Here is an 18831-nt window from a genome sequence, read left to right on the forward strand (position 1 = left end):
CCCTTTACACCCCCGCTGCCTATCTGCGCTTCCCATGAATGATCGCCTGACTTTCGCCGTTCCCAAGGGCCGCATCCTCGATGAGGCGCTGCCGGTCATGGCACGTGCCGGCGTCGTGCCGGAAGACGGCTTCCACGACAAGGCCAACCGCTCGCTGACATTTGCCACCACGCGCGAGGACATGCACCTCATCCGCGTGCGCGCTTTCGACGTTGCGACCTTCGTGGCGCATGGTGCGGCGCAGCTGGGCATCGTCGGATCGGACGTGATCGAGGAATTCGATTATGCCGATCTCTACGCCCCCGTCGATCTCGACATCGGCCATTGCCACCTATCGGTGGCCGAACCCAAGGAAGGCGGCGCCAGTGTCGATGGCGCGAGCCACCTGCGCGTCGCGACCAAATACCCCAACCTCACCCGCCGCCATTTCGAGCGGCAGGGCATCCAGGCCGAATGCGTCAAATTGAACGGCGCGATGGAAATCGCCCCCGCGCTTGGCCTCGCCGGACGGATCGTCGATCTCGTTTCGACGGGCACCACCCTGCGTGAGAACGGCCTGGTCGAAACCAGCCGCATCCTCGACATTTCCGCGCGCCTGATCGTCAACCGGGCGGCGCTGAAAACCGATCCGCGGGTTGCCGCGCTGGTCGAGGGCTTTCGCGCCGATGCAGCGAAGCGCGAGGCCGCCTGATGCAATGGCTACGAACTTCGGCTGAAGGCTTCGAGAACGCCTTCGCGCGCATCGTGCGCAACCGGCGCGAAAGCGATACCCAGGTCGGGCGCGATGTCGCGAATATGATCAATGAAGTGCGCGAGCGCGGCGACGATGCGCTGGTGGATTACACCGCGCGCTTCGACCATCACCGGCTGAGTGAAGACAGCGACTGGCGGATCGACGCTGCCGATTGCCACGCCGCCTATGACGCGCTCGACCCCGAGCTGCGCGATGCGCTCGAACTCGCGGCCAGCCGCATTCGCGCGTATCACGAAGGGCAATTGCCCGAAGATCGCGACTATACCGACGATATCGGCATGCGGCTGGGTGCGCGCTGGAACGCGGTCGATGCTGCCGGGCTCTATGTTCCGGGCGGACGCGCGGCCTATCCCTCCTCGCTGCTGATGAATGCGATTCCCGCCAAGGTCGCGGGCGTCGAACGGCTGGTGGTCACCACTCCGACCCCCAAGGGCGAGGTCAATCAACTGGTGCTCGCCGCCGCGCATATCGCGGGGGTGGACGAGATCTGGCGGGTCGGCGGTGCACAAGCCGTGGCCGCGCTCGCCTATGGCACCGAGCGGATCGGCAAGGTCGATGTCATCGCCGGGCCAGGCAATGCCTGGGTCGCGGAGGCCAAGCGCCAGCTGTATGGCGTGGTCGGGATCGACATGGTCGCCGGGCCCAGCGAAATCCTCGTGATCGCCGATGGCAACAACAATCCCGATTGGATCGCCGCCGACCTGCTCAGCCAGGCCGAGCACGACCCGACCAGCCAGTCGATCCTGATCACCGACAGCGAGCCGCTGGCGCGTCAGGTCGAAGATGCGATCGATGTCGCGCTGATGAAGCTGTCGACCGCCAAGACCGCCAAGACCAGCTGGGATGGTCACGGGCTGATCGTGATCGTCGACAGCCTCGATGAAGCCCCCGCCCTGTCGGACCGGCTAGCGGCGGAGCATGTTGAGCTGATGGTCGACGAGCCGCAGGCGCTGTTCGACCGGTTACGCCATGCCGGCAGCGTCTTCCTCGGCCGGCACACGCCCGAAGCGGTCGGCGATTATATCGCCGGTCCCAATCACGTCCTTCCCACTGGTCGCCGCGCCCGTTTTGCGAGCGGACTGTCGGTGCTCGATTTCATGAAGCGCACCAGCTTTATCGATGCTTCCCACGCCGCGCTTGCCGCCATCGGCCCCGCAGCAGTGAAGCTGGCCGAAGCCGAAGGCCTTCCCGCGCATGCCCTATCGATTTCCACGAGACTGAAATGAGCCAGAACCCCAAATCCCAGGCGCGCAGCGCCGCCCGCCTCGGCGCCGTCCAGGCGCTTTACCAGCAGCATATGGAGGGCACCAAGCTTGCCCGCCTGCTCGACGAATTCCACCAGCATCGCCTCGGCCGCGTGATCGAGGACGAGGAATATGCCGATGCCGACACCGACTTCTTCGACGATATCGTCGGCGGGGTGGATGCGCGGCGCGAAGAAATCGACGAGCGTCTGACCGCGCGTCTGGCGCAGGGCTGGACGCTGACGCGCCTCGACAAGACCATGCTGCAGATCCTGCGCGCAGGCACCTATGAATTGATCGCCCGGCCCGACGTGCCCAAGGCGAGTTCGATCAGTGAATATGTCGATGTCGCCAAGGCGTTCTTCGACGATCGCGAGGCGAAATTCGTCAACGGCATCCTCGACGCGGTGGCCAAAGAGGCGGGGCGCTGAACGAAAGCGCGTTCGTCGCCGCGCTCAAGGCGCTGGCCGACACACCCGCCGCGCGCGGCCTCGACGATGATGCCGCGATTATCGAGATCGGCGGCGAACAGCTCGTCCTGACACATGATACGCTGGTCCATGGCGTCCATGTCCGCGAGGACGAGGACCCGGCCGATATCGCGTGGAAGCTGGTGGCGGTGAACCTGTCCGATCTCGCCGCCAAGGGCGCCGCCCCCGTCGGGGTGCTGGTATCGCACATGCTGGGCGACGCCGACGAACGCTTCGTCGCGGGTCTGCGCGAGGTGCTCGAGACCTATGCCACCCCGCTGTTGGGCGGCGACACGGTGCGCGCCGATGGACGCCGCGTGTGGGGCTGCACCGCTATCGGCCGGGCCAAGCACACCCCCGTCCCCGACCGACGCAGCGCGCGTGCAGGCGACGCGATCTTCGTCACCGGCTCGCTTGGCCGGGCAATGCTGGGAATGGCCGATCGCGGGTCGGGCAGCGCCGACGACCTCGCTTATCGGCGCCCCCGTCCGCTGCTGGCCGAAGGGCGCGCCCTGGCACCGCATGTCGGCGCGATGATGGATATCTCGGATGGCCTGCTGCTCGACAGCTGGCGCATGGCGAAAGCGAGCGATGTCGGGTTCGACCTCGATCGCGGCGCGATCCCCGTCGCCGACCCCGAACGCGCGGACGAATGCCTGCGCTGGGGCGACGATTACCAGTTGCTGTTTACCGCGTCGCCCGGCACCGATTTGCCCGTCCCCGCAACGCGTATCGGGATGGTTGCCGAGGGTCCGGCCCGGCTCGCGCTGGACGGGGACACCCTCACGCCCGAAGACGGTCTCGGCTACCGCCACTGATCGGTTGCGCCGCACGCGGCCGGCAGGTTCCGATTGCTGCGCATTTCGGCCTTGTCACGCAACACGCGCCGCTTATACCTCTCGAGACGTGCTCCGGCGGTTCCCACGCCGGGGCGCATAAATATAAAAATCAAACGGGAGGGGGAATTTTCGTGGACCTAGTTCTCATAGCAATTCTGCTGGGACTTGTGGCCGTCGTGTACGGCTTCGTCACCAGCCGCCAGGTGCTTGGCGCAGGCGCCGGCAACGAGCGAATGCAGGAAATCGCCGGCGCAATCCAGGAAGGCGCGCAGGCCTATCTCAAACGGCAGTACACCACCATCGAGCTCGTCGGCGTGGTCGTGGCGGTGCTGGTATTCGTGTTCCTCGGCACCGTGCCGACGATCGGCTTTGTCATCGGGGCGATCCTGTCGGGCCTCGCGGGCTTCATCGGGATGAACATCTCGGTGCGGGCCAACGTCCGCACGGCCGCCGCCGCGCAAAGCGGCTTGCAGCAGGGCCTGACCCTCGCCTTTCGCGCAGGTGCAATCACCGGCATGCTGGTGGCCGGCCTCGCGCTGCTCGCGATCGCGGTGTTCTTCTGGTATCTCACCGGACCGGGCGGGCATGCGCCCAACAGCCGTGAAGTCATCGACGGCCTCATCGGGCTCGCCTTCGGGGCCTCGCTGATCTCGATCTTCGCACGTCTTGGCGGCGGGATTTTCACCAAGGCCGCCGATGTGGGTGCCGACCTCGTCGGCAAGGTCGAGGCGGGCATTCCCGAAGACGATCCGCGCAACCCTGCGGTCATCGCCGACAATGTCGGTGACAATGTCGGCGACTGTGCCGGCATGGCTGCCGATCTGTTCGAAACCTATGTCGTCACCGTGGGTGCCACGATGGTCCTCACCGCGCTGCTTTTCGGCGACGCGCTGGGCGACCTGCTCATGCCGATGATGGCCCTGCCGCTGCTGATCGGCGGTGCATGTATCGTCACCAGCATCATCGGGACCTATTTCGTGAAGCTCGGCAAGGGCAGCACGAACGTGATGGGCGCGATGTACAAGGGCTTCATCATCACCGCCGTGCTGGCGGTACCGCTGATCTGGCTGGTCATGGACTTGGCACTAGGCGGGATGAATACCGAAATCGGCGGCGCACCCGCCGGGATCGACCCGGGCGCCCCGCTGGCGGAAGAAGGCATGGCCGAACAGGTCCGCACCTTCACCGGCTGGGACCTGTTCTGGAGTTCGGTCGTCGGTCTGGCCATCACCGGCCTGATCATCTGGATCACCGAATACTACACCGGCACCAATTTCCGCCCGGTGAAGTCGATCGCCAAGGCCTCGGAGACGGGTCACGGCACCAATGTGATCCAGGGCCTGGCAATCAGCCTTGAATCGACCGCGCTGCCGACGCTGGTGATCGTCGCCGGCATCATCGCCTCCTTCCAGCTCGCCGGGCTGATGGGGATCGCCTATGCGGCCACCGCCATGCTGGCGCTGGCGGGCATGGTCGTGGCGCTCGATGCCTATGGTCCGGTGACCGACAATGCCGGCGGAATCGCCGAAATGGCCGGTCTCGACGATAGCGTGCGCGAAAAGACCGATCTGCTCGACGCGGTGGGCAATACCACCAAGGCAGTGACCAAGGGCTATGCCATTGGTTCGGCAGGTCTCGGCGCACTGGTGCTGTTCGCGGCCTATACGACCGACCTCGCGGAGTTCTTCCCCGATGCGGACGTCGATTTCAGCCTCGAGAACCCTTACGTGATCGTCGGCCTGCTGCTCGGCGCGCTGCTCCCGTACCTGTTCGGTGCGATGGGCATGACCGCCGTCGGCCGCGCCGCCGGCGACGTGGTCAAGGATGTGCGCGACCAGTTTGCGGGCGACCCGGGGATCATGGCGGGCACCAGCAAACCCGACTACGCCCGCACGGTGGACCTCGTGACCAAGGCCGCGATCAAGGAAATGATCGTGCCCTCGCTGCTGCCGGTGCTGGCGCCGATCGTGGTTTATTACGCGATCTACTTCCTCGCCGGGCAGGAGAACGCCTTCGCCGCGGTCGGGGCCCTGCTCCTCGGCGTGATTATCGGCGGGATCTTCGTGGCCTTGTCGATGACCGCCGGTGGCGGCGCATGGGACAATGCGAAGAAATACATCGAGGACGGCCATCACGGCGGCAAGGGCAGCGAAGCCCACAAGGCCGCAGTGACCGGCGATACCGTGGGCGATCCCTACAAGGACACCGCGGGTCCGGCGGTGAACCCGATGATCAAGATCACCAATATCGTCGCCTTGCTGCTGCTGGCAGCACTTGCGGCGGGCTGATCCCCGACCGAACCAAGTCGAGGGGCGGCGGCATCATCAGGTGCCGCCGCCCTTCCCTTTTAGCGCCATCCTTTTCAGCGCGTTAACCGGGTTTAAGCGCCTTGCCCCCTAAGCTGTAGCCCCAAAGGAGGGCCGAGTGACGCATATTGACGATCTTGCGACCGATGCATGGTCCGATCGCGCTCGGGAGCTTCCCGCAGATGCAGCCCTCACCGAAGGATTCTCGGTCCTGCCGTGGACGGGGGTTGTCGGCAGCAGCTTTGCCGAACATTGGCGCCGTCTTGCGCAACATTGCGCCACGCCGAACCCCTTTGCCGAAGAATGGTTTCTTGCCCATTCGCTCCGCCACCTCGATCCAGCCGGCAGCATCTTGCTGGCCTGCTACGTATCTGAGGGTGAACTGGTCGGGTTGATGCCGCTGATGCGCGACAGGGACTATCACGGGCAGCCTGTGCCCCACCTTGCCAATTGGGTACATGCCAATGCGTTCTGCGGCGAACCGCTCGTCAAGGAGGGCTATTCGCGGCCATTCTGGGAAAATTTGCTCGACTGGTGCGATAGCCATGCGGGCATCAGCGTTTTCCTGCATCTGACCCACATCCCGGCCGACGGCACCGCTTACGCTGCATTACAGGACATTTCGACCACCACTGGCCGCAAGCTGAGCGTCGTCCATAGCCTGCAACGTGCCGTGTTGCGATCCGGACTGGCGCCCCAGGAACATCTCAGGTCTGCGCTCGACAGAAAAAGGCGCAAGGAACTGCAGCGCAAGCGCCGCCGCCTCGAAGAATCGGGGCATTTCGTCTTCTCGCGCCAGACTGACGAAACCGGTGTCGATCGCTGGATCGACGAGTTTCTCGCGCTCGAACGTGCCGGCTGGAAGGGAGAACAGGGCTCCGCCTTGGCCAGCTCGCCCGCGACCGAAGCGCTGTTTCGCGCGAGCCTGACCGAAGCGGCCAAGCTGGGCAAACTGGAACGGCTAGCCTTCCATCTCGACGGGCGCCCGGTGGCCATGCTGACCAGCTTCGTCACCCCCCCTCACGCGTTCGGCTTCAAGACGGCGTATGACGAGAGCCTCTCGAAACTTTCACCCGGAATGCTGTTGCAGGTCGAAAACCTCGCCATTCTGGAATGCAAGAGTGTTACGCTGTCAGACAGTTGCGCAGCACCGGACCACCCGATGATAGGACAGATTTGGCCTGACCGCCGCGAAATCGCGATGCTCACCATCCCCATCGGCGGGCGTCTCCGCCGCGGGATCGGGGCCGCGCTGACGGCCATCGAGCTCTACCGCACGGGGAAAAGGCAGTGACCAAACACGATCCCGCCCTCTCCGCAGCAGCGATCCGCGTCTTCCCGCAACAGTCCGTCGCCGCCTTTGCCCGCGGCTATCCCGAGACGCCGCATGTCCTGCGCCACCGGCTGGATGCCGATGCGCGCCTGTCGCTGGACCGGCTTGCGCAATTGGGCGAGGAGCTGCCCGCCGCATCGGTCGAGTACAATCGCGGCGATCTGCCGATCGGGATCGACGGCAAGCCCGGTACCAACGGCATGACCATCGGCGAAACGATCCGGCATATCGCCACCAGCAACAGCTGGGCAGTGCTCAAGAATATCGAGCAAGTCCCGGCCTACGAAGCCTTGCTGATGGCGCTGCTCGAAGAACTGCGACCGTCGATCGAAGCCGGCACCGGCAAAATGCTGACGCCGCAGGGGTTCATTTTCATTTCCAGCCCGAACGCGGTGACGCCCTATCATTTCGATCCCGAGCACAACATCCTGCTGCAGGTGAAGGGCACGAAGGTGATGACGCAGTTCCCCGCAGGCGACACGCGTTACGCACCCGATACGGTGCATGAAAGCTATCATCTCGGCGGACCGCGCGAATTGCCCTGGGACGAGAGTTTGCGGTCCGGCGGCCTGGCCATCGCCCTCGAGCCGGGCGAAGCCGTCTATGTCCCGGTCATGGCCCCGCATTTCGTCCGCAACGGTTCGGAACCCTCGCTTTCGCTTTCGATCACCTGGCGCAGCGAATGGAGCTATGCCGAGGCTGGCGCGCGGTGCTTCAACGGCCTTGTTCGCAAGCTCGGCATCACCCCCGCCCCGCCCCGGCGCTGGCCGGCCCGGAACACTGCCAAATCCCTTGCCTTCCGCGCGTGGCGCAAAGCCTTCGGGACCCCGGGATAGACTGTCGATGGAGCGGATGGGGTCCGGCGATCGGCGCACTCACGACAGCGCGCTATTCGACGCTCTGGCCGAGCAGGGCCCGGCGCGCCGCAGTTTCCTGCGCGCTGCATGGTTCGGCGCTGCCACGCCCGCGCCCGATCGCTTCGTCCTTGCCGACAAGCACGGTGCGCCGCTTGCCGGACTGGCACTGGCCGAACGCCGTAAGGGACCTCTCACCCTGCGCGAAGTGGCTGGCGGGTACTGGCCGTTCCGCGGCGTGCCCCTGGCCCGCGATGTACAGGTGGCGCCGCTCGCACAAGCGCTGGGCGATCATCGCGAGCGGCTGGGCCGGATCTGGCGGCTGGGGCCCGTGGAGGCCGGCGGCCCGTCACTCGAAATGCTGAGCGCCGCCGCCCGGATGGCCGGTTGGCACATGCTGTCGCGTCCGCTCGGGCGGGTCTTCGAACTGGATCTCGCGGCGCTTGGTGCGCAGGGCGATTGGCCATCGGCAAAAACCCGGCGCAAGAACCGGTGGCGCAAGCGCAGGCTCGAGGAAGAAAGCGGACCGCTGCGCGTGGAGTTCTTCACCGGGACCGACTGGACCCCCGCGCAGCGCGACGCAATGGCGCAGGTCGAGGCGGCAAGCTGGCTCGGCCAGCTCGACCATGGCGGCGATACCAAGTTCCGCGACCCCGCGATGCGCGGCTATTGGAAGGCGCTCTGCGCGGACCCGCAGCTGGCCGCCATGCTGTTCGGCAGCCTGATATGGCTCGGCAATACTCCCGCAGCCTTCACCTTCGGGGTTCAGGCGGGCGATGTCCGTTATTACATCGCCAACAATTACGACCAGCGCTTCACCCAGTTCGGGCCCGGTCGCGTCCTGTTATATGACGACTTCGCCCGCGCGGCCGAACACGGCGTCACGCGCATCAGCTGGGGCCTGGGCGACGCTGGATACAAGAGCGAAATGGGCGCGCAGCCGGGTCCCGAAATGGTCGATCTGCTGTTCGTGCGCGGCGCGCTGCTGTCCCGGCTGCTGTCCCCGTGGTGGGAGAGTGCCGCTTGACCCGCTCGCAATGGTTCATCCTTACCAGCGCAATCCTCTGGCTCGGCTTCATGGTCGGCATGGCCGCTTATGAGCAAAGCGTATTCAACTGGCATTTCGCCCGCGAGGAAGCGCCGGTGCACGATGGCTGGCACTGGGCGCGCAGGCTGGTAACCGCAGGCTTGAGCTTCCTGCTCGTCGCGGCGCTGGCCAGGGCGCGCATACACAGCGAGCGGATAGGCGGCGGCGCATTGGTGCTGGCCTGGTCGGTTACGCTGCTTTCGGTCGCTGGCGCGGCCCTGCTCGGGATAAGCCCTCCCGCCTTCGCCCGCGTCGGCGCAGAGGACAGCGCGATCGAATGGCTGTCCGCCCTGCTGCTGTTCGGCGCCGCTGGATTGATGGCGCTGCGAGTGCGCACAGTGTTTCGCCTTACCCCGGCGCATGGTCCCCGCTGGATCCCGGTAGTGATCGCTGCGGGCTTCACCGCGCTGTTCGCACTGATGGCGCTGGAAGAGGTCAGCTGGTTCCAGCGCCAGATCGGCTTCGACACGCCCGAAGCGGTGGCCGCGCGCAACTGGCAGGGCGAATTCAACCTGCACAATTTCCACACCGACATCACCGAACTGGCGCTGTATTCGGGCACCGGCATCTTCCTCATGCTGCTCCCCCTGCTGCGCGAAAGCGAAGTGGCGCGCTGGCCCCTGGTGCGCGTGCTGGCGCCCTTCCTGCCCGACCGCACGGTGGCCGCGGTCTCCGCGCCGATGCTGGTGTTCACTTACAGTCACTGGACGCTCCTGCCGGTGCAGGCGGCGTTCTGGATCGGTCTTGGCGTCTGCATCGCGTTTGCGCGCAGCAGCGTCACGCGGCATGGCACGGTGCTATGGAGCACCCTGGCGGTGTGGGTCGCAGCGGGCCAGCTGTTCATGCTCGCCTTCGGGCATACCATGGTGATGATCTTCGACAGCTCCGAATATCGCGAGCTTTTCATCAGCATCGGGCTGGCGGTTTACGCTTTCCGACAATCGCGCGTCCGTGACGCTTGACGCAAACGTAAAGCACCCGCAAACCGCTGGGCGTGAGCATTGAAAAGACACCAGAAGAGCTCGTCGCAGCCTTTATCCGCCTGCTGACCGTTTCCCGCGATGCCGAGGACGCCTTTAGCGGCCTGAAACAGCCCGATGGCGTGGGCCGCGTATTTGGCGGGCAGGTCATCGCGCAGGCGCTGCAGGCGGCGCAGGCGACCGCGCCGGAAGGCCTCGAGGCACATTCGCTCCACGCCTATTTCCTGCGCGGCGGCAAGGAAGGCGTCGATATCGCCTACAATACCGCGCGCGACTTCGACGGGCGCAGCTTCGCCAACCGCCGGGTGGTCGCCAGCCAGCCGGACGATAGCGGTGCGCCGCGCCCGATTCTCAACCTTACCGCCAGCTTCCAACGGCCCGAGGACGGGCTGGCGCATGACGATGTGACCATGCCCGATGTCGCTCCGCCCGAAGAGCTGAAGAGCGATATGGAGATGCGCCACAAGATGGTCGAGCGCGCGGGCGACCGCATGACCGAGCAGCAACGCAATCTCGTCCTGCGCCCCCGCCCGATCGACATGCGCACGGTTGACCGGCTGCACTGGATGAACAGCGAACCGCGCGAACCGCGCGCGCACAGCTGGTTCCGCACCGTCGCCCCGCTGCCCCCGATCGAGCAGAACGCGGCGCTGCACCGCGCGGTGATCGCCTATGCCAGCGATTACACGCTGCTGGGCACCAGCGCGCTTCCGCACGGCCTGTCGTGGATGCGCGGCGAACTGGTCGGCGCCAGCCTCGACCATGCGATCTGGTTCCATCGCCCTGCACGCGCGGATGAATGGCTACTCTATGCCACCGACGCCCCGTGGAGCGGTGGCGGCCGCGGGTTCAACCGCGGCCGCATTTTCAACCGCCAGGGCGAACTGGTCGCCAGCGTCGCGCAGGAAGGCATGATGCGCAAACGGGTGCAGAAGGACGCCTAGGTGCCCTACTCCGCTGCCAGCGCCTCCTCGATTGCGCCCAGCGGGACCAGCTTGAAGTTCTGCGCCTTGCCGTCGTTGATCCCGTCCTGCGCGATGAACAGGCCGCCGGGAAAGCTCGGACCGAAATCGCCGCGCATGGCTTCGATCCCGTCGGTTTCCTCGGTGCTGCCGAAGCGGCCCTCGGCGATCCGGAACCGCCCTGCCGGGGCCATGTCGGGCAGCGCGTAGCGCATGTACGTGTTGTCGCCCTGGCTCGAAGCATAGAGCCAGCCGCCAGTGCTGCCCTCGGGCACCAAAGCGAGCCCCTCGAGATCGGCGACGAGCTTGCGCCCATCGACTGCGGCGACCAGCTCGCCCGTGACCGTGCCGGGGGCGAACCGCCAGACGCCGCCCGCTTCCTCTCCGATATAGAGCATGCCGCTACGATGATCGACCGCGCAGCCTTCGGGCTGCGAGGGGACCTGCATGGTGCGCAGTTCGCGCGCGCGGGGAGTATCGCCCAGGGCGATTTCCCATTCGCCGATCCGCCCGCTCTTGGGCGCGGTGTAGACGACCAGCTTGTCACCGCGGCGCGTGCCGCAGATGCCGTAGGCTTCCCCCGGACCCGTGGCCAGGCGGGCCAGTTCGGTGAGCGCGCCCTTCGCCGTGTCGAGACGGTAAAGCACGATCCTGGCGCTGGCGAGATCGCTGCGATCGCTAGCGAAGACGATCACGCCCGCCTCGCCCATGTCGACGAGGTCGACATTGTTGAGCGCGGGATGCTCGCTGAAGCTCTTCACCTTGCCGTCGAGGCCATAGACATACAGCCCCGCCTTCTTGTCGGTCGCGACGATCAGGCTGTCGGCGGGCGATGCCGCATTGCGCCAGATCGCCGGATCGTCGGCGGCGTCCTCGTTGGTGGTGACCACCGGCACGGTCTCCGCCACTGCGAAGACCGGCACGGCGGGGTCGCCGGCAGCCGGGACCGTCGCGCAAGCGGCGGCGATGCCGAGGCTGGCGAGTGCGAAAATCTGGAATTCACCGCGCATCAGAACGTCACCCTCAAGCCACCCTTCATGGTCCAGTTGTATTCCTCGTATTGGTAGAGGTTACGCTGGCTGCCGAAGGTGTTGTAAGCGAAATATTTCGCGTTGTTGATGTTCACCCATTCGTAGAACACCTGCACATTGTCGGTGACCCGCAGCTTGGCCGACAGGTCGAGCTGGAAGTGGTCGTCGACATAGCGGTCGAGATCGGCCGTATCGGCGAGCTCGTCGAGATATTTGTCGCGATAGGTGCCCGACAGGCGGATATCGATCGGCCCCTTGTCGTAACCGACCGAGAAGTTGGCGGTATGCTTGGCAGTGGCTGGCAGCGCAATCGAGCGCGGCCCTTCGCTGGCCAGTGTGGTGACCGTACCCTCGGCATCGGTGTAGGTGTAGTTCGCCTGCACCACGATGCCATCGAGCGCGCCGGTGAACGCCTGCGCAAAGCCCAGCTCGATACCGAAGATGTCGGCATCGTCGCCATTGCGGGCGATGGTCGCTTCATCGAATGCGAGACCGCGGAAACTGCCCGCGACATCGGTGTTCACATCGACAATGAAGTTGTCGAGGCTCTTGTAGAAGACCGAGGCGAACAGCGCGCCGTTCGAGCTCATGTAATATTCGACCGCCGCATCGAAGTTCCATGCCTCGGTCGGCAGCAGCGCGGGATTGCCGAACTCGCCTTCGCGCTCGCCGTCATCGGCTTCCTCGACTGCGAAGTGCGGCGCCTGCTGGAACGGCGTGGGACGCACGATCGAGCGGAAAAAGCCCGCGCGCAGGACGAGGTCGGTCTGCGCTTCGTACCGCACATTGAGGCTCGGGAGCCAGTGGTCGTAGCTCTTGTCGATCGAAATGGGCGAAACGAGTACGGTATCGTCACCCGCGATCGAGCCATCGGGCAGCGTTCCATCTTCCTCGACCAGCAGGACATTGTTGCCAGCCAGCGTGTTGTCGGTGTGCTCGTACCGCAGGCCATAGATCACGCGCAGGTCCGCGCTTTCCCAGCGGCCGAGCAGATAGCCGGCCATGATGTCTTCATCGACCGCAAAATCCTCGACCGCGCTGTCATAGGCGCTGTCGGCTTCCTGCAATTCGAAATCGCCGAAGTTCGCGCGGAAGAAGTCCGACCCCGCGGTAAAGCCGGCGACCGGCGAGATATCGGCCAAGCGATAGGTCTGGCCCTCACCCAGCGCGTCGGTCAGCGTCATCGCGTCGTTTTCGTAGAATTCGACATCCGCGTCATAGGTCTTGTCGCGCCAGCGGCCCTTGAACCCGACCTGCACGGTGAATTCGCCATTGTCGGCGGCAAAGCGGCGGCCGATATCGAATTTTGCCGACCATTCCTCGTCCTGCGAATCGGAGAGCGTGACGAACTCGATATCGTTGAGCTCGTATGCTCCGGGATCGCGGAAGTCGCCGCTCGGGTCGGTGGCGGTATAGAGCGGGATGCGCGGATCGCTGAAGTCCAGCCCCACGCCAAAGCCCTCTTCCTCATATTCGCGCTCGAACGAGATCGGATCGAGGCTGCCATTTTCGAGCTCGCTCGATTTTGCCCAGCTGGCTGAGTAATTGGCGAACCATGCACCCCAGTCGCTTTCGCCGCCGAAGACGAGCGAGCGGATCTTCTGGCTTTCGAAGCGGTCCTTGATGTCGCGTTCGACGGTGATCGCGGCTTCCTCGTCCGGATCGGGATCGGTATCGCTGTAGTTGACCGTGCTGCCCGAACCCGAGACGATCGCATCGCCGAGATCGAAGATCAGGCGGCGGCGGCTCTCCTGGTCGTCGAACTGGCTGTACACGCCGCGAACATACAGCTCGGTGCTGTCGCCCGCGCGGACATCGAAGCCCAGCGTCGCGCTGATACGCTCGCGCTCGACGTCGTAGTCGCGATATTCGAGGTCCTCGGCATAGATGACGCCATCGTCCTCTTCCCAGCCATCGGCCTCGATATTGTCGGTTTCGAAGGTGCGCTTGTAATAGCTGACGCCGCCCGAAATACCGAAATTGTTGCCCACGCGGGTGGCGAAGTCGAGGCTCCCCTTCGGACTGACCTGGTCGGCATAATCGTTGTAGCTGCCCTCGATCTTGGCGGTCAGCAGGCGCTTCTTGCGGTCGAAGGCGCTGGTCGTCTCGATCTCGACCGAGGCGCCGATCGTGTCGGCATCCATATCGGGAGTGAGCGACTTCTTCACTTCGATCGATTCGATGATGTCGGAGGAGATCACATCGAGCGCGACCGAGCGCACATCGGCTTCGGGCGACGGCAGGCGCACGCCGTTGAGCGAGGAGGACACGAGGTCGGGTGCAAGCCCGCGCACCGAAACGAAGCGGCCTTCGCCCTGGTCGTTGAGGACATTGACGCCGGGCAGGCGGCGCAGGCTTTCGGCGACGTTCTGATCGGGGAACTGGCCGATCGCATCGCGCGTCAGCACATCGGAAACGCCATCGGCTTCCTTCTTGCGCGACAGCGAGCTCGACAGGTTCGCCGCCTGGCCGATGACGAGGATCTCGTTATCGCCGAAGCCGGACATCGCGATATCCGCGCGCACCGCGCCGGTGGCGGGAACGCTGACCATCCGGGTAACGGTTTCGGCACCGACATAGCTGATTTCCAGCGTGTATTCACCCGCCGGGACATCGGCGAAGAGGAAGGAGCCGTCGCGTTCGGACGTCGCCACGCGGTCGAGCTCTACGATGCGGATCTGCGCGCTGCGCAAAGCGATGGTATCGCTGGCATCGGACACGGTGCCGGCGACTTCGCCGGCATGCGCAACTGCGGGAAGCGACAGCGCCGCAATCGCGGCTCCGGCGAACAGCGTGGTTCTGATTTTCATGAATTGCCCTCCAGGTAAGATGAAGGCGCAATATGAGCGCTGGTTGACCGGATCATTGCCGGACGAAGAAATCTGCAAGACAATCGAGCCGTTTGTGACCCGCAACTGTAACATCCGGACGAGCCGCCGGATCGGCGTTTGCGAGCGCTGATTTCGCACCTGCAAAATATCGCAAGCCAAACCGGCTCCAATACGCTATAGGCGGTCCCGAGCGTGCAGGTGCAAAACCCGCCGACGCACCCCTTATCCGCGCCAGCCGGGCGCATTGCTACACCTCCCCCTCCTCCTCGCGTCGCATTCCGCGATGCCTCCGTTCTATCGAGTCCTATGTCTTTCGAAACTCTCCCGCCGGTTCTCGGCGAAGCGCTGGCCGCCCGCGGCTATGAAGCCCCCACCCCGGTTCAGGCCGCCGTCATCGCTCCCGATGCGGCCGGCCGCGACCTGATCGTCTCCGCGCAGACCGGCAGCGGCAAGACCGTTGCCTTCGGTCTCGCGCTGGCACCCGAACTGCTGGGCGAAACCGGCAGCATGCCGCCGTCCGAAAAGCCGCTGGTGCTGGCCATCGCGCCCACCCGCGAGCTCGCGCTGCAGGTCAGCCGCGAGCTTGGCTGGCTTTATGCCGGTGCGGGCCTGCGCATTGCCACCTGCGTTGGCGGGATGGATGCGAGCAAGGAACGCCGCGCGCTGCGCGGTGGGCCCGCGATCGTCGTCGGTACGCCCGGACGCCTGCGCGACCACCTCGAACGCGGCGCGCTCGACCTCTCGGGACTGGTCGGCGTGGTGCTCGACGAGGCCGACGAGATGCTCGACATGGGCTTCCGCGAAGATCTCGAGGAAATCCTCGACGCGACTCCCGATACGCGCCGCACGCTGCTGTTCTCCGCCACCATGCCGCGCCCGATCGAACGGCTGGCCGAACGCTACCAGCGTAATGCGCTGCGCCTGTCGCTTGCCGGCGAGACGCGCGGGCATGGCGACATCACCTATCAGGGGATCACCGTCGGCCCGTCCGAAATCGAGAACGCGGTGGTCAACATGCTGCGCTTCCACGAAGCGGAAACCGCGATCTGTTTCTGCGCCACGCGCGAAAGCGTGCGGCGCCTCCACTCCACGCTGCAGAACCGCGGCTTCGGCGTTGTCGCGCTGTCGGGCGAGCATTCGCAGTCCGAGCGCAACCAGGCGCTGCAGGCGCTGCGCGACCGGCGTGCCCGCGTCTGCGTGGCGACCGACGTCGCCGCGCGCGGGATCGACCTGCCCACGCTCAGCCTGGTGATCCACGTCGAGATCCCGCGCGATGCCGAAACGCTCCAGCACCGCTCGGGCCGCACCGGACGCGCGGGCAAGAAGGGCACTGCCGCGATCATCGTGCCCTACAATCGCCGCCGCCGGGTCGAAGGCATGCTCCGCGGGGCCCGCATCGAGGCGCAATGGATGGACGCCCCCACCCCCGAGGCGATCCGCAAGAAGGATCACACGCGCCTCATCGAGAAGCTCACCGAACCGCGCGAGATCGACGAGTCCGATCGCGAGACGGCTGCCGAGCTGATGGCGCGCATGTCGCCCGAGGACATCGCCGCCGCGCTGGTCCAGGCGCACCGCGCGAAGATGCCCGCGCCCGAGGAACTGATCGCCAATACCCCCGAAGCGCATGAGAAGGCCAAGGCCGAGCGCCACCGTCCCGGCTTCGAGGACGTGACCTGGTTCCGCATCGACATCGGCCGGCGCCAGAACGCCGAGCCGCGCTGGATCCTGCCGCTGATCTGCCGCCGCGGCCACATCACCCGCAACGAGATCGGCGCGATCCGCATCGGCCAGACCGAAAGCTGGTTCCAGGTGCCGCGCGCGGTGGCAGGCAAGTTCGCCGATGCCGTGCAGCGCACCGCCTCGCCCGAGGACGAACAGGATGCGATCGCGATCGAGGAAGCCCCCGAGGGCCCGCGTATCGAAGCGCGCGAGAACCGCCGCAAGCACGGCGGCGGTGGCGGCGCGGGCAAGATCCACGCGCGTCCCGCGGGCAAGGGTCCCGGCGGTCCGGGTGGTACCGGCAAGGGCCCCGGTGGCAAACCGCCGTTCAAGCGCGGCAAGCCCGGCGGCGGCAAACCCGGTGGCGGCAAGCCGTTCGCGGGCAAGCCCAAGTTCAAGCCGAAGGGCAAGCCGGGCGGTCCGAGCAAGGACTGATCCGGCCCCCGGCCCAGCGTCAATGCGTCAGCAAGAGCGGGATGCGCACTCCGGTGAGCATCCTGCGCGTCACGCCGCCGAACACGCGTTCGGTCAGGCGCGTATGGCCATAGGCGCCCATGACGAGCAGCCCCGCCTTGCGCGTGGCGGCCTCGGCCTGCAACGCGGCGGCAACGCCCTCGTCATGCGGCGCGACCTCGATCATCTCGCACGAGATGCCGTGGCGCGAGAGGTAGTCCGCCCCCGCAACCGGCGGCAGATCGGGCTCCTTCGCCGGTTTCGCGGATTCCTTGACCGTTGCGAGATAGACCGCACTCGACAGCTTGAGCAACGGCACCGCCGCCTTGAGCGCGTGCGAGGCTTCGGCCGATCCGTCCCACGCGACCAGCGCGGGCGCTTCGGGGTCGATCCGCGTGCAGGTCTCGGGCAGCACCAGCACCGGGCAGGACGCCGATAGCGCCAGTTCGCCCGCGGTGAAGGACGGCGTATCCGGGCCTGCTGACTGATCGCGCGCGCTCACCACCACCAAATCGTTCAGCGCGGATTCGCGCAGCAGCGCCAGCGCCGCCGGTCCGCCCGCATCGACCCAGTTCCACGACACGCCCTCATTGGCGAGATCGGCCAGCGTCGTCTCGCGCAGCCGCGCCGCCTCCTCGCGCCAGATCGGTACCATCGCGGCAAAGGCGGCGCCCTGGAAATCGAGCACGCCCACCGCTTCATAGGGGATTGCGTGCAGCAGCGTGAGATGCGCATCGAACCGCCGCGCCAGACCAAGCACGGCGTCGAGCCGTCCGGGAAAGGCGTCATCCCCGGCGGCGTTGAACAGGATCGTCTTCATGGCTCGTCTCCCAGTTTGCAGGATGGCCAACGGGCCGATTCCCGCGTGATGCGGCAGTATAGCAGCTATCCGGCGCGGCTCCTTGATCGAGATCAAACCGCGCGCTGGCATGGACCGCGAACCGCGCGCCCCAAAAGCGTGACCTTCATCGCGCATCATGCCCGCCCCGCGGCCGTGCGCGTGCGCGAGAGCAGCGCGAGAAGCGCGGTTTCGTCGGGCTTGCGAACCACGCCGACATAGCGCCCGCCGCGCAGCATGACCTGCCACAGCCCGGTCGCCACCCGCCATTCGAGCTCGGGGATCGTGACCTTCCGGTGTGCCTCTCGCGCCGCGCGCGCAGCCTCCAGCGCCGCCTCGAGCCGCGCCCTCCCGGCCTCCGAACGCGGCCGCGCGAGCGCCACGTCCCACGCCGCCGCAAAGCCTTGCGCCCCAGCCCGCGCGCGCAGGCGATAGGCAGTCTCGCGCGCCATCGAAACGCCGCGCGCTGCCGCCGCGACCGAGCGCGTCGCGGCGAGATGCCCGATGAACTCCGCCTGCCGCACGGGCGTCCATCCATCGGCGCGATGACGCAGCGGGACGGCGTGGAACGGCGGGATAGTAATGGAGGGCCTGCGCGGACGCGCGGAGCGCGGTGGGTAGTGCTTCATCCGAGAGGATAAGGCACGGGACAGGGTGTGTAGGAAAGCCCTGCCACCACGGCGTCAGCCCAGCCCACTTCGTCATCCCAGCGAAAGCTGGGATCGCCCTCGGCCCAGCCCCACCAAGGCAGCCAGCCCCGCCACGTCAACTCTGCCCCGCCATGTCATCCCAGCGAAAGCTGGGATCGCCCGCAATCGAAGAACCATGTCGAACAAATCGTCCCACTCTGGGTTCACACCCTCGATCAATTCGATCTTCCACGCGCGCTTCCACGCCTTCATCGCTTTCTCGCGCGCGATCGCATCCTCGATGCTGTCATGCTCTTCGGCATAGACAAGCCGCGCCAGCCCGTACCGCCGGCAGAAGGCCGAGCCCTTCCCCTCCCGATGCTGGACGATCCGCCGAGAGAGGTCGGCGGTCACGCCGATATAGAGCACGCCATCCTTGCGGTTGCTCATGATGTAGACCCACGCGCTCATGCGCCCCGACAGCTAGCCGCGCGCGGC

Annotated in this window: 16 protein-coding genes and 1 pseudogene; 12 read left to right on the forward strand and 5 right to left on the reverse strand. The window is 66.0% G+C overall.

Going from position 1 to position 18831, the window contains the following annotated elements; genetic code table 11:
- The first annotated feature begins 34 nt into the window (after positions 1-34).
- From hisG to V6B15_RS08715, 10 genes are all read left to right on the forward strand, one after another.
- Positions 35-691, forward strand: coding sequence for an ATP phosphoribosyltransferase (gene hisG, locus V6B15_RS08670; protein ID WP_334200822.1), 657 nt, complete (start codon positions 35-37; stop codon positions 689-691).
- Complete coding sequence (gene hisD, locus V6B15_RS08675) at positions 691-1980, forward strand: histidinol dehydrogenase (protein ID WP_334200823.1); 1290 nt, start codon at positions 691-693, stop codon at positions 1978-1980. The genes hisG and hisD overlap by 1 nt, the downstream gene beginning before the upstream one ends.
- On the forward strand, positions 1977-2429 hold the full coding sequence (nusB, locus tag V6B15_RS08680; protein ID WP_334200824.1) for a transcription antitermination factor NusB: 453 nt from the start codon (positions 1977-1979) through the stop codon (positions 2427-2429). Before hisD ends, nusB begins: the two co-directional genes overlap by 4 nt.
- Before the next feature lie 32 nt (positions 2430-2461).
- Positions 2462-3286: a thiamine-phosphate kinase gene (gene thiL, locus V6B15_RS08685; RefSeq protein WP_334201347.1), complete on the forward strand. Its 825-nt coding sequence runs from the start codon at positions 2462-2464 to the stop codon at positions 3284-3286.
- Between the two features lie 152 nt (positions 3287-3438).
- A complete protein-coding gene (locus tag V6B15_RS08690; protein ID WP_334200825.1) occupies positions 3439-5595 on the forward strand; it encodes a sodium-translocating pyrophosphatase in 2157 nt (718 codons plus the stop codon).
- Between the two features lie 136 nt (positions 5596-5731).
- A complete protein-coding gene (locus V6B15_RS08695) occupies positions 5732-6907 on the forward strand; it encodes a GNAT family N-acetyltransferase (protein WP_334200826.1) in 1176 nt (391 codons plus the stop codon).
- A complete protein-coding gene (locus V6B15_RS08700) occupies positions 6904-7782 on the forward strand; it encodes a cupin-like domain-containing protein (protein WP_442969012.1) in 879 nt (292 codons plus the stop codon). Before V6B15_RS08695 ends, V6B15_RS08700 begins: the two co-directional genes overlap by 4 nt.
- Before the next feature lie 16 nt (positions 7783-7798).
- Positions 7799-8827 carry a GNAT family N-acetyltransferase gene (locus tag V6B15_RS08705; protein ID WP_334200827.1) on the forward strand — a complete coding sequence of 343 codons (1029 nt, stop codon included), beginning with the start codon at positions 7799-7801 and terminating at the stop codon, positions 8825-8827.
- Entirely contained in the window at positions 8824-9849 is a 1026-nt protein-coding gene (locus V6B15_RS08710) for a hypothetical protein (RefSeq protein WP_334200828.1), read from the forward strand. The genes V6B15_RS08705 and V6B15_RS08710 overlap by 4 nt, the downstream gene beginning before the upstream one ends.
- A 32-nt stretch (positions 9850-9881) precedes the next feature.
- Positions 9882-10811 carry an acyl-CoA thioesterase gene (locus V6B15_RS08715; RefSeq protein WP_253517475.1) on the forward strand — a complete coding sequence of 310 codons (930 nt, stop codon included), beginning with the start codon at positions 9882-9884 and terminating at the stop codon, positions 10809-10811.
- 5 nt (positions 10812-10816) lie between these two features.
- Here V6B15_RS08715 and V6B15_RS08720 read toward each other — a convergent pair whose 3' ends face one another.
- The gene (locus tag V6B15_RS08720; RefSeq protein ID WP_334200829.1) at positions 10817-11839 is read right to left on the reverse strand and encodes a phytase; all 1023 of its coding nucleotides are present in this window, start codon (positions 11837-11839) and stop codon (positions 10817-10819) included.
- Complete coding sequence (locus tag V6B15_RS08725) at positions 11839-14670, reverse strand: TonB-dependent receptor (protein WP_334200830.1); 2832 nt, start codon at positions 14668-14670, stop codon at positions 11839-11841. Before V6B15_RS08725 ends, V6B15_RS08720 begins: the two co-directional genes overlap by 1 nt.
- A 19-nt stretch (positions 14671-14689) precedes the next feature.
- Here V6B15_RS08725 and V6B15_RS08730 point away from each other — a divergent pair, with 19 nt between their 5' ends.
- Positions 14690-14821, forward strand: a complete 132-nt coding sequence (locus V6B15_RS08730; RefSeq protein WP_334200831.1) for a hypothetical protein — start codon at positions 14690-14692, stop codon at positions 14819-14821.
- Between the two features lie 176 nt (positions 14822-14997).
- On the forward strand, positions 14998-16848 hold the full coding sequence (locus V6B15_RS08735; protein WP_334200832.1) for a DEAD/DEAH box helicase: 1851 nt from the start codon (positions 14998-15000) through the stop codon (positions 16846-16848).
- Positions 16849-16867: 19 nt separating this feature from the next.
- Here V6B15_RS08735 and V6B15_RS08740 read toward each other — a convergent pair whose 3' ends face one another.
- From V6B15_RS08740 to V6B15_RS08750, 3 genes and pseudogenes are all read right to left on the reverse strand, one after another.
- Positions 16868-17686, reverse strand: coding sequence for a universal stress protein (locus V6B15_RS08740; RefSeq protein ID WP_334200833.1), 819 nt, complete (start codon positions 17684-17686; stop codon positions 16868-16870).
- Between the two features lie 155 nt (positions 17687-17841).
- Positions 17842-18333, reverse strand: a complete 492-nt coding sequence (locus V6B15_RS08745; RefSeq protein WP_334200834.1) for a hypothetical protein — start codon at positions 18331-18333, stop codon at positions 17842-17844.
- Between the two features lie 198 nt (positions 18334-18531).
- Positions 18532-18804 (reverse strand): annotated as a pseudogene (locus V6B15_RS08750) (GIY-YIG nuclease family protein); the annotation flags it as partial.
- Positions 18805-18831: the final 27 nt, after the last annotated feature.

It is taken from the genome of Qipengyuania sp. Mu-71 (assembly GCF_036867055.1).
GTDB lineage: Bacteria > Pseudomonadota > Alphaproteobacteria > Sphingomonadales > Sphingomonadaceae > Qipengyuania > Qipengyuania profunda.

Excerpts from the sequence above, each read along its gene's own strand:
- V6B15_RS08725 (WP_334200830.1), bottom strand. The coding sequence starts at position 14,670 with ATGAAAATCAGAACCACGCTGTTCGCCGGAGCCGCGATTGCGGCGCTG.
- hisD (WP_334200823.1), top strand. The coding sequence starts at position 691 with ATGCAATGGCTACGAACTTCGGCTGAAGGCTTCGAGAACGCCTTCGCG.
- V6B15_RS08705 (WP_334200827.1), top strand. The coding sequence starts at position 7,799 with ATGGGGTCCGGCGATCGGCGCACTCACGACAGCGCGCTATTCGACGCT.
- hisG (WP_334200822.1), top strand. The coding sequence starts at position 35 with ATGAATGATCGCCTGACTTTCGCCGTTCCCAAGGGCCGCATCCTCGAT.
- V6B15_RS08720 (WP_334200829.1), bottom strand. The coding sequence starts at position 11,839 with ATGCGCGGTGAATTCCAGATTTTCGCACTCGCCAGCCTCGGCATCGCC.
- V6B15_RS08730 (WP_334200831.1), top strand. The coding sequence starts at position 14,690 with ATGAAGGCGCAATATGAGCGCTGGTTGACCGGATCATTGCCGGACGAA.
- V6B15_RS08745 (WP_334200834.1), bottom strand. The coding sequence starts at position 18,333 with ATGAAGCACTACCCACCGCGCTCCGCGCGTCCGCGCAGGCCCTCCATT.
- nusB (WP_334200824.1), top strand. The coding sequence starts at position 1,977 with ATGAGCCAGAACCCCAAATCCCAGGCGCGCAGCGCCGCCCGCCTCGGC.
- V6B15_RS08735 (WP_334200832.1), top strand. The coding sequence starts at position 14,998 with ATGTCTTTCGAAACTCTCCCGCCGGTTCTCGGCGAAGCGCTGGCCGCC.
- V6B15_RS08740 (WP_334200833.1), bottom strand. The coding sequence starts at position 17,686 with ATGAAGACGATCCTGTTCAACGCCGCCGGGGATGACGCCTTTCCCGGA.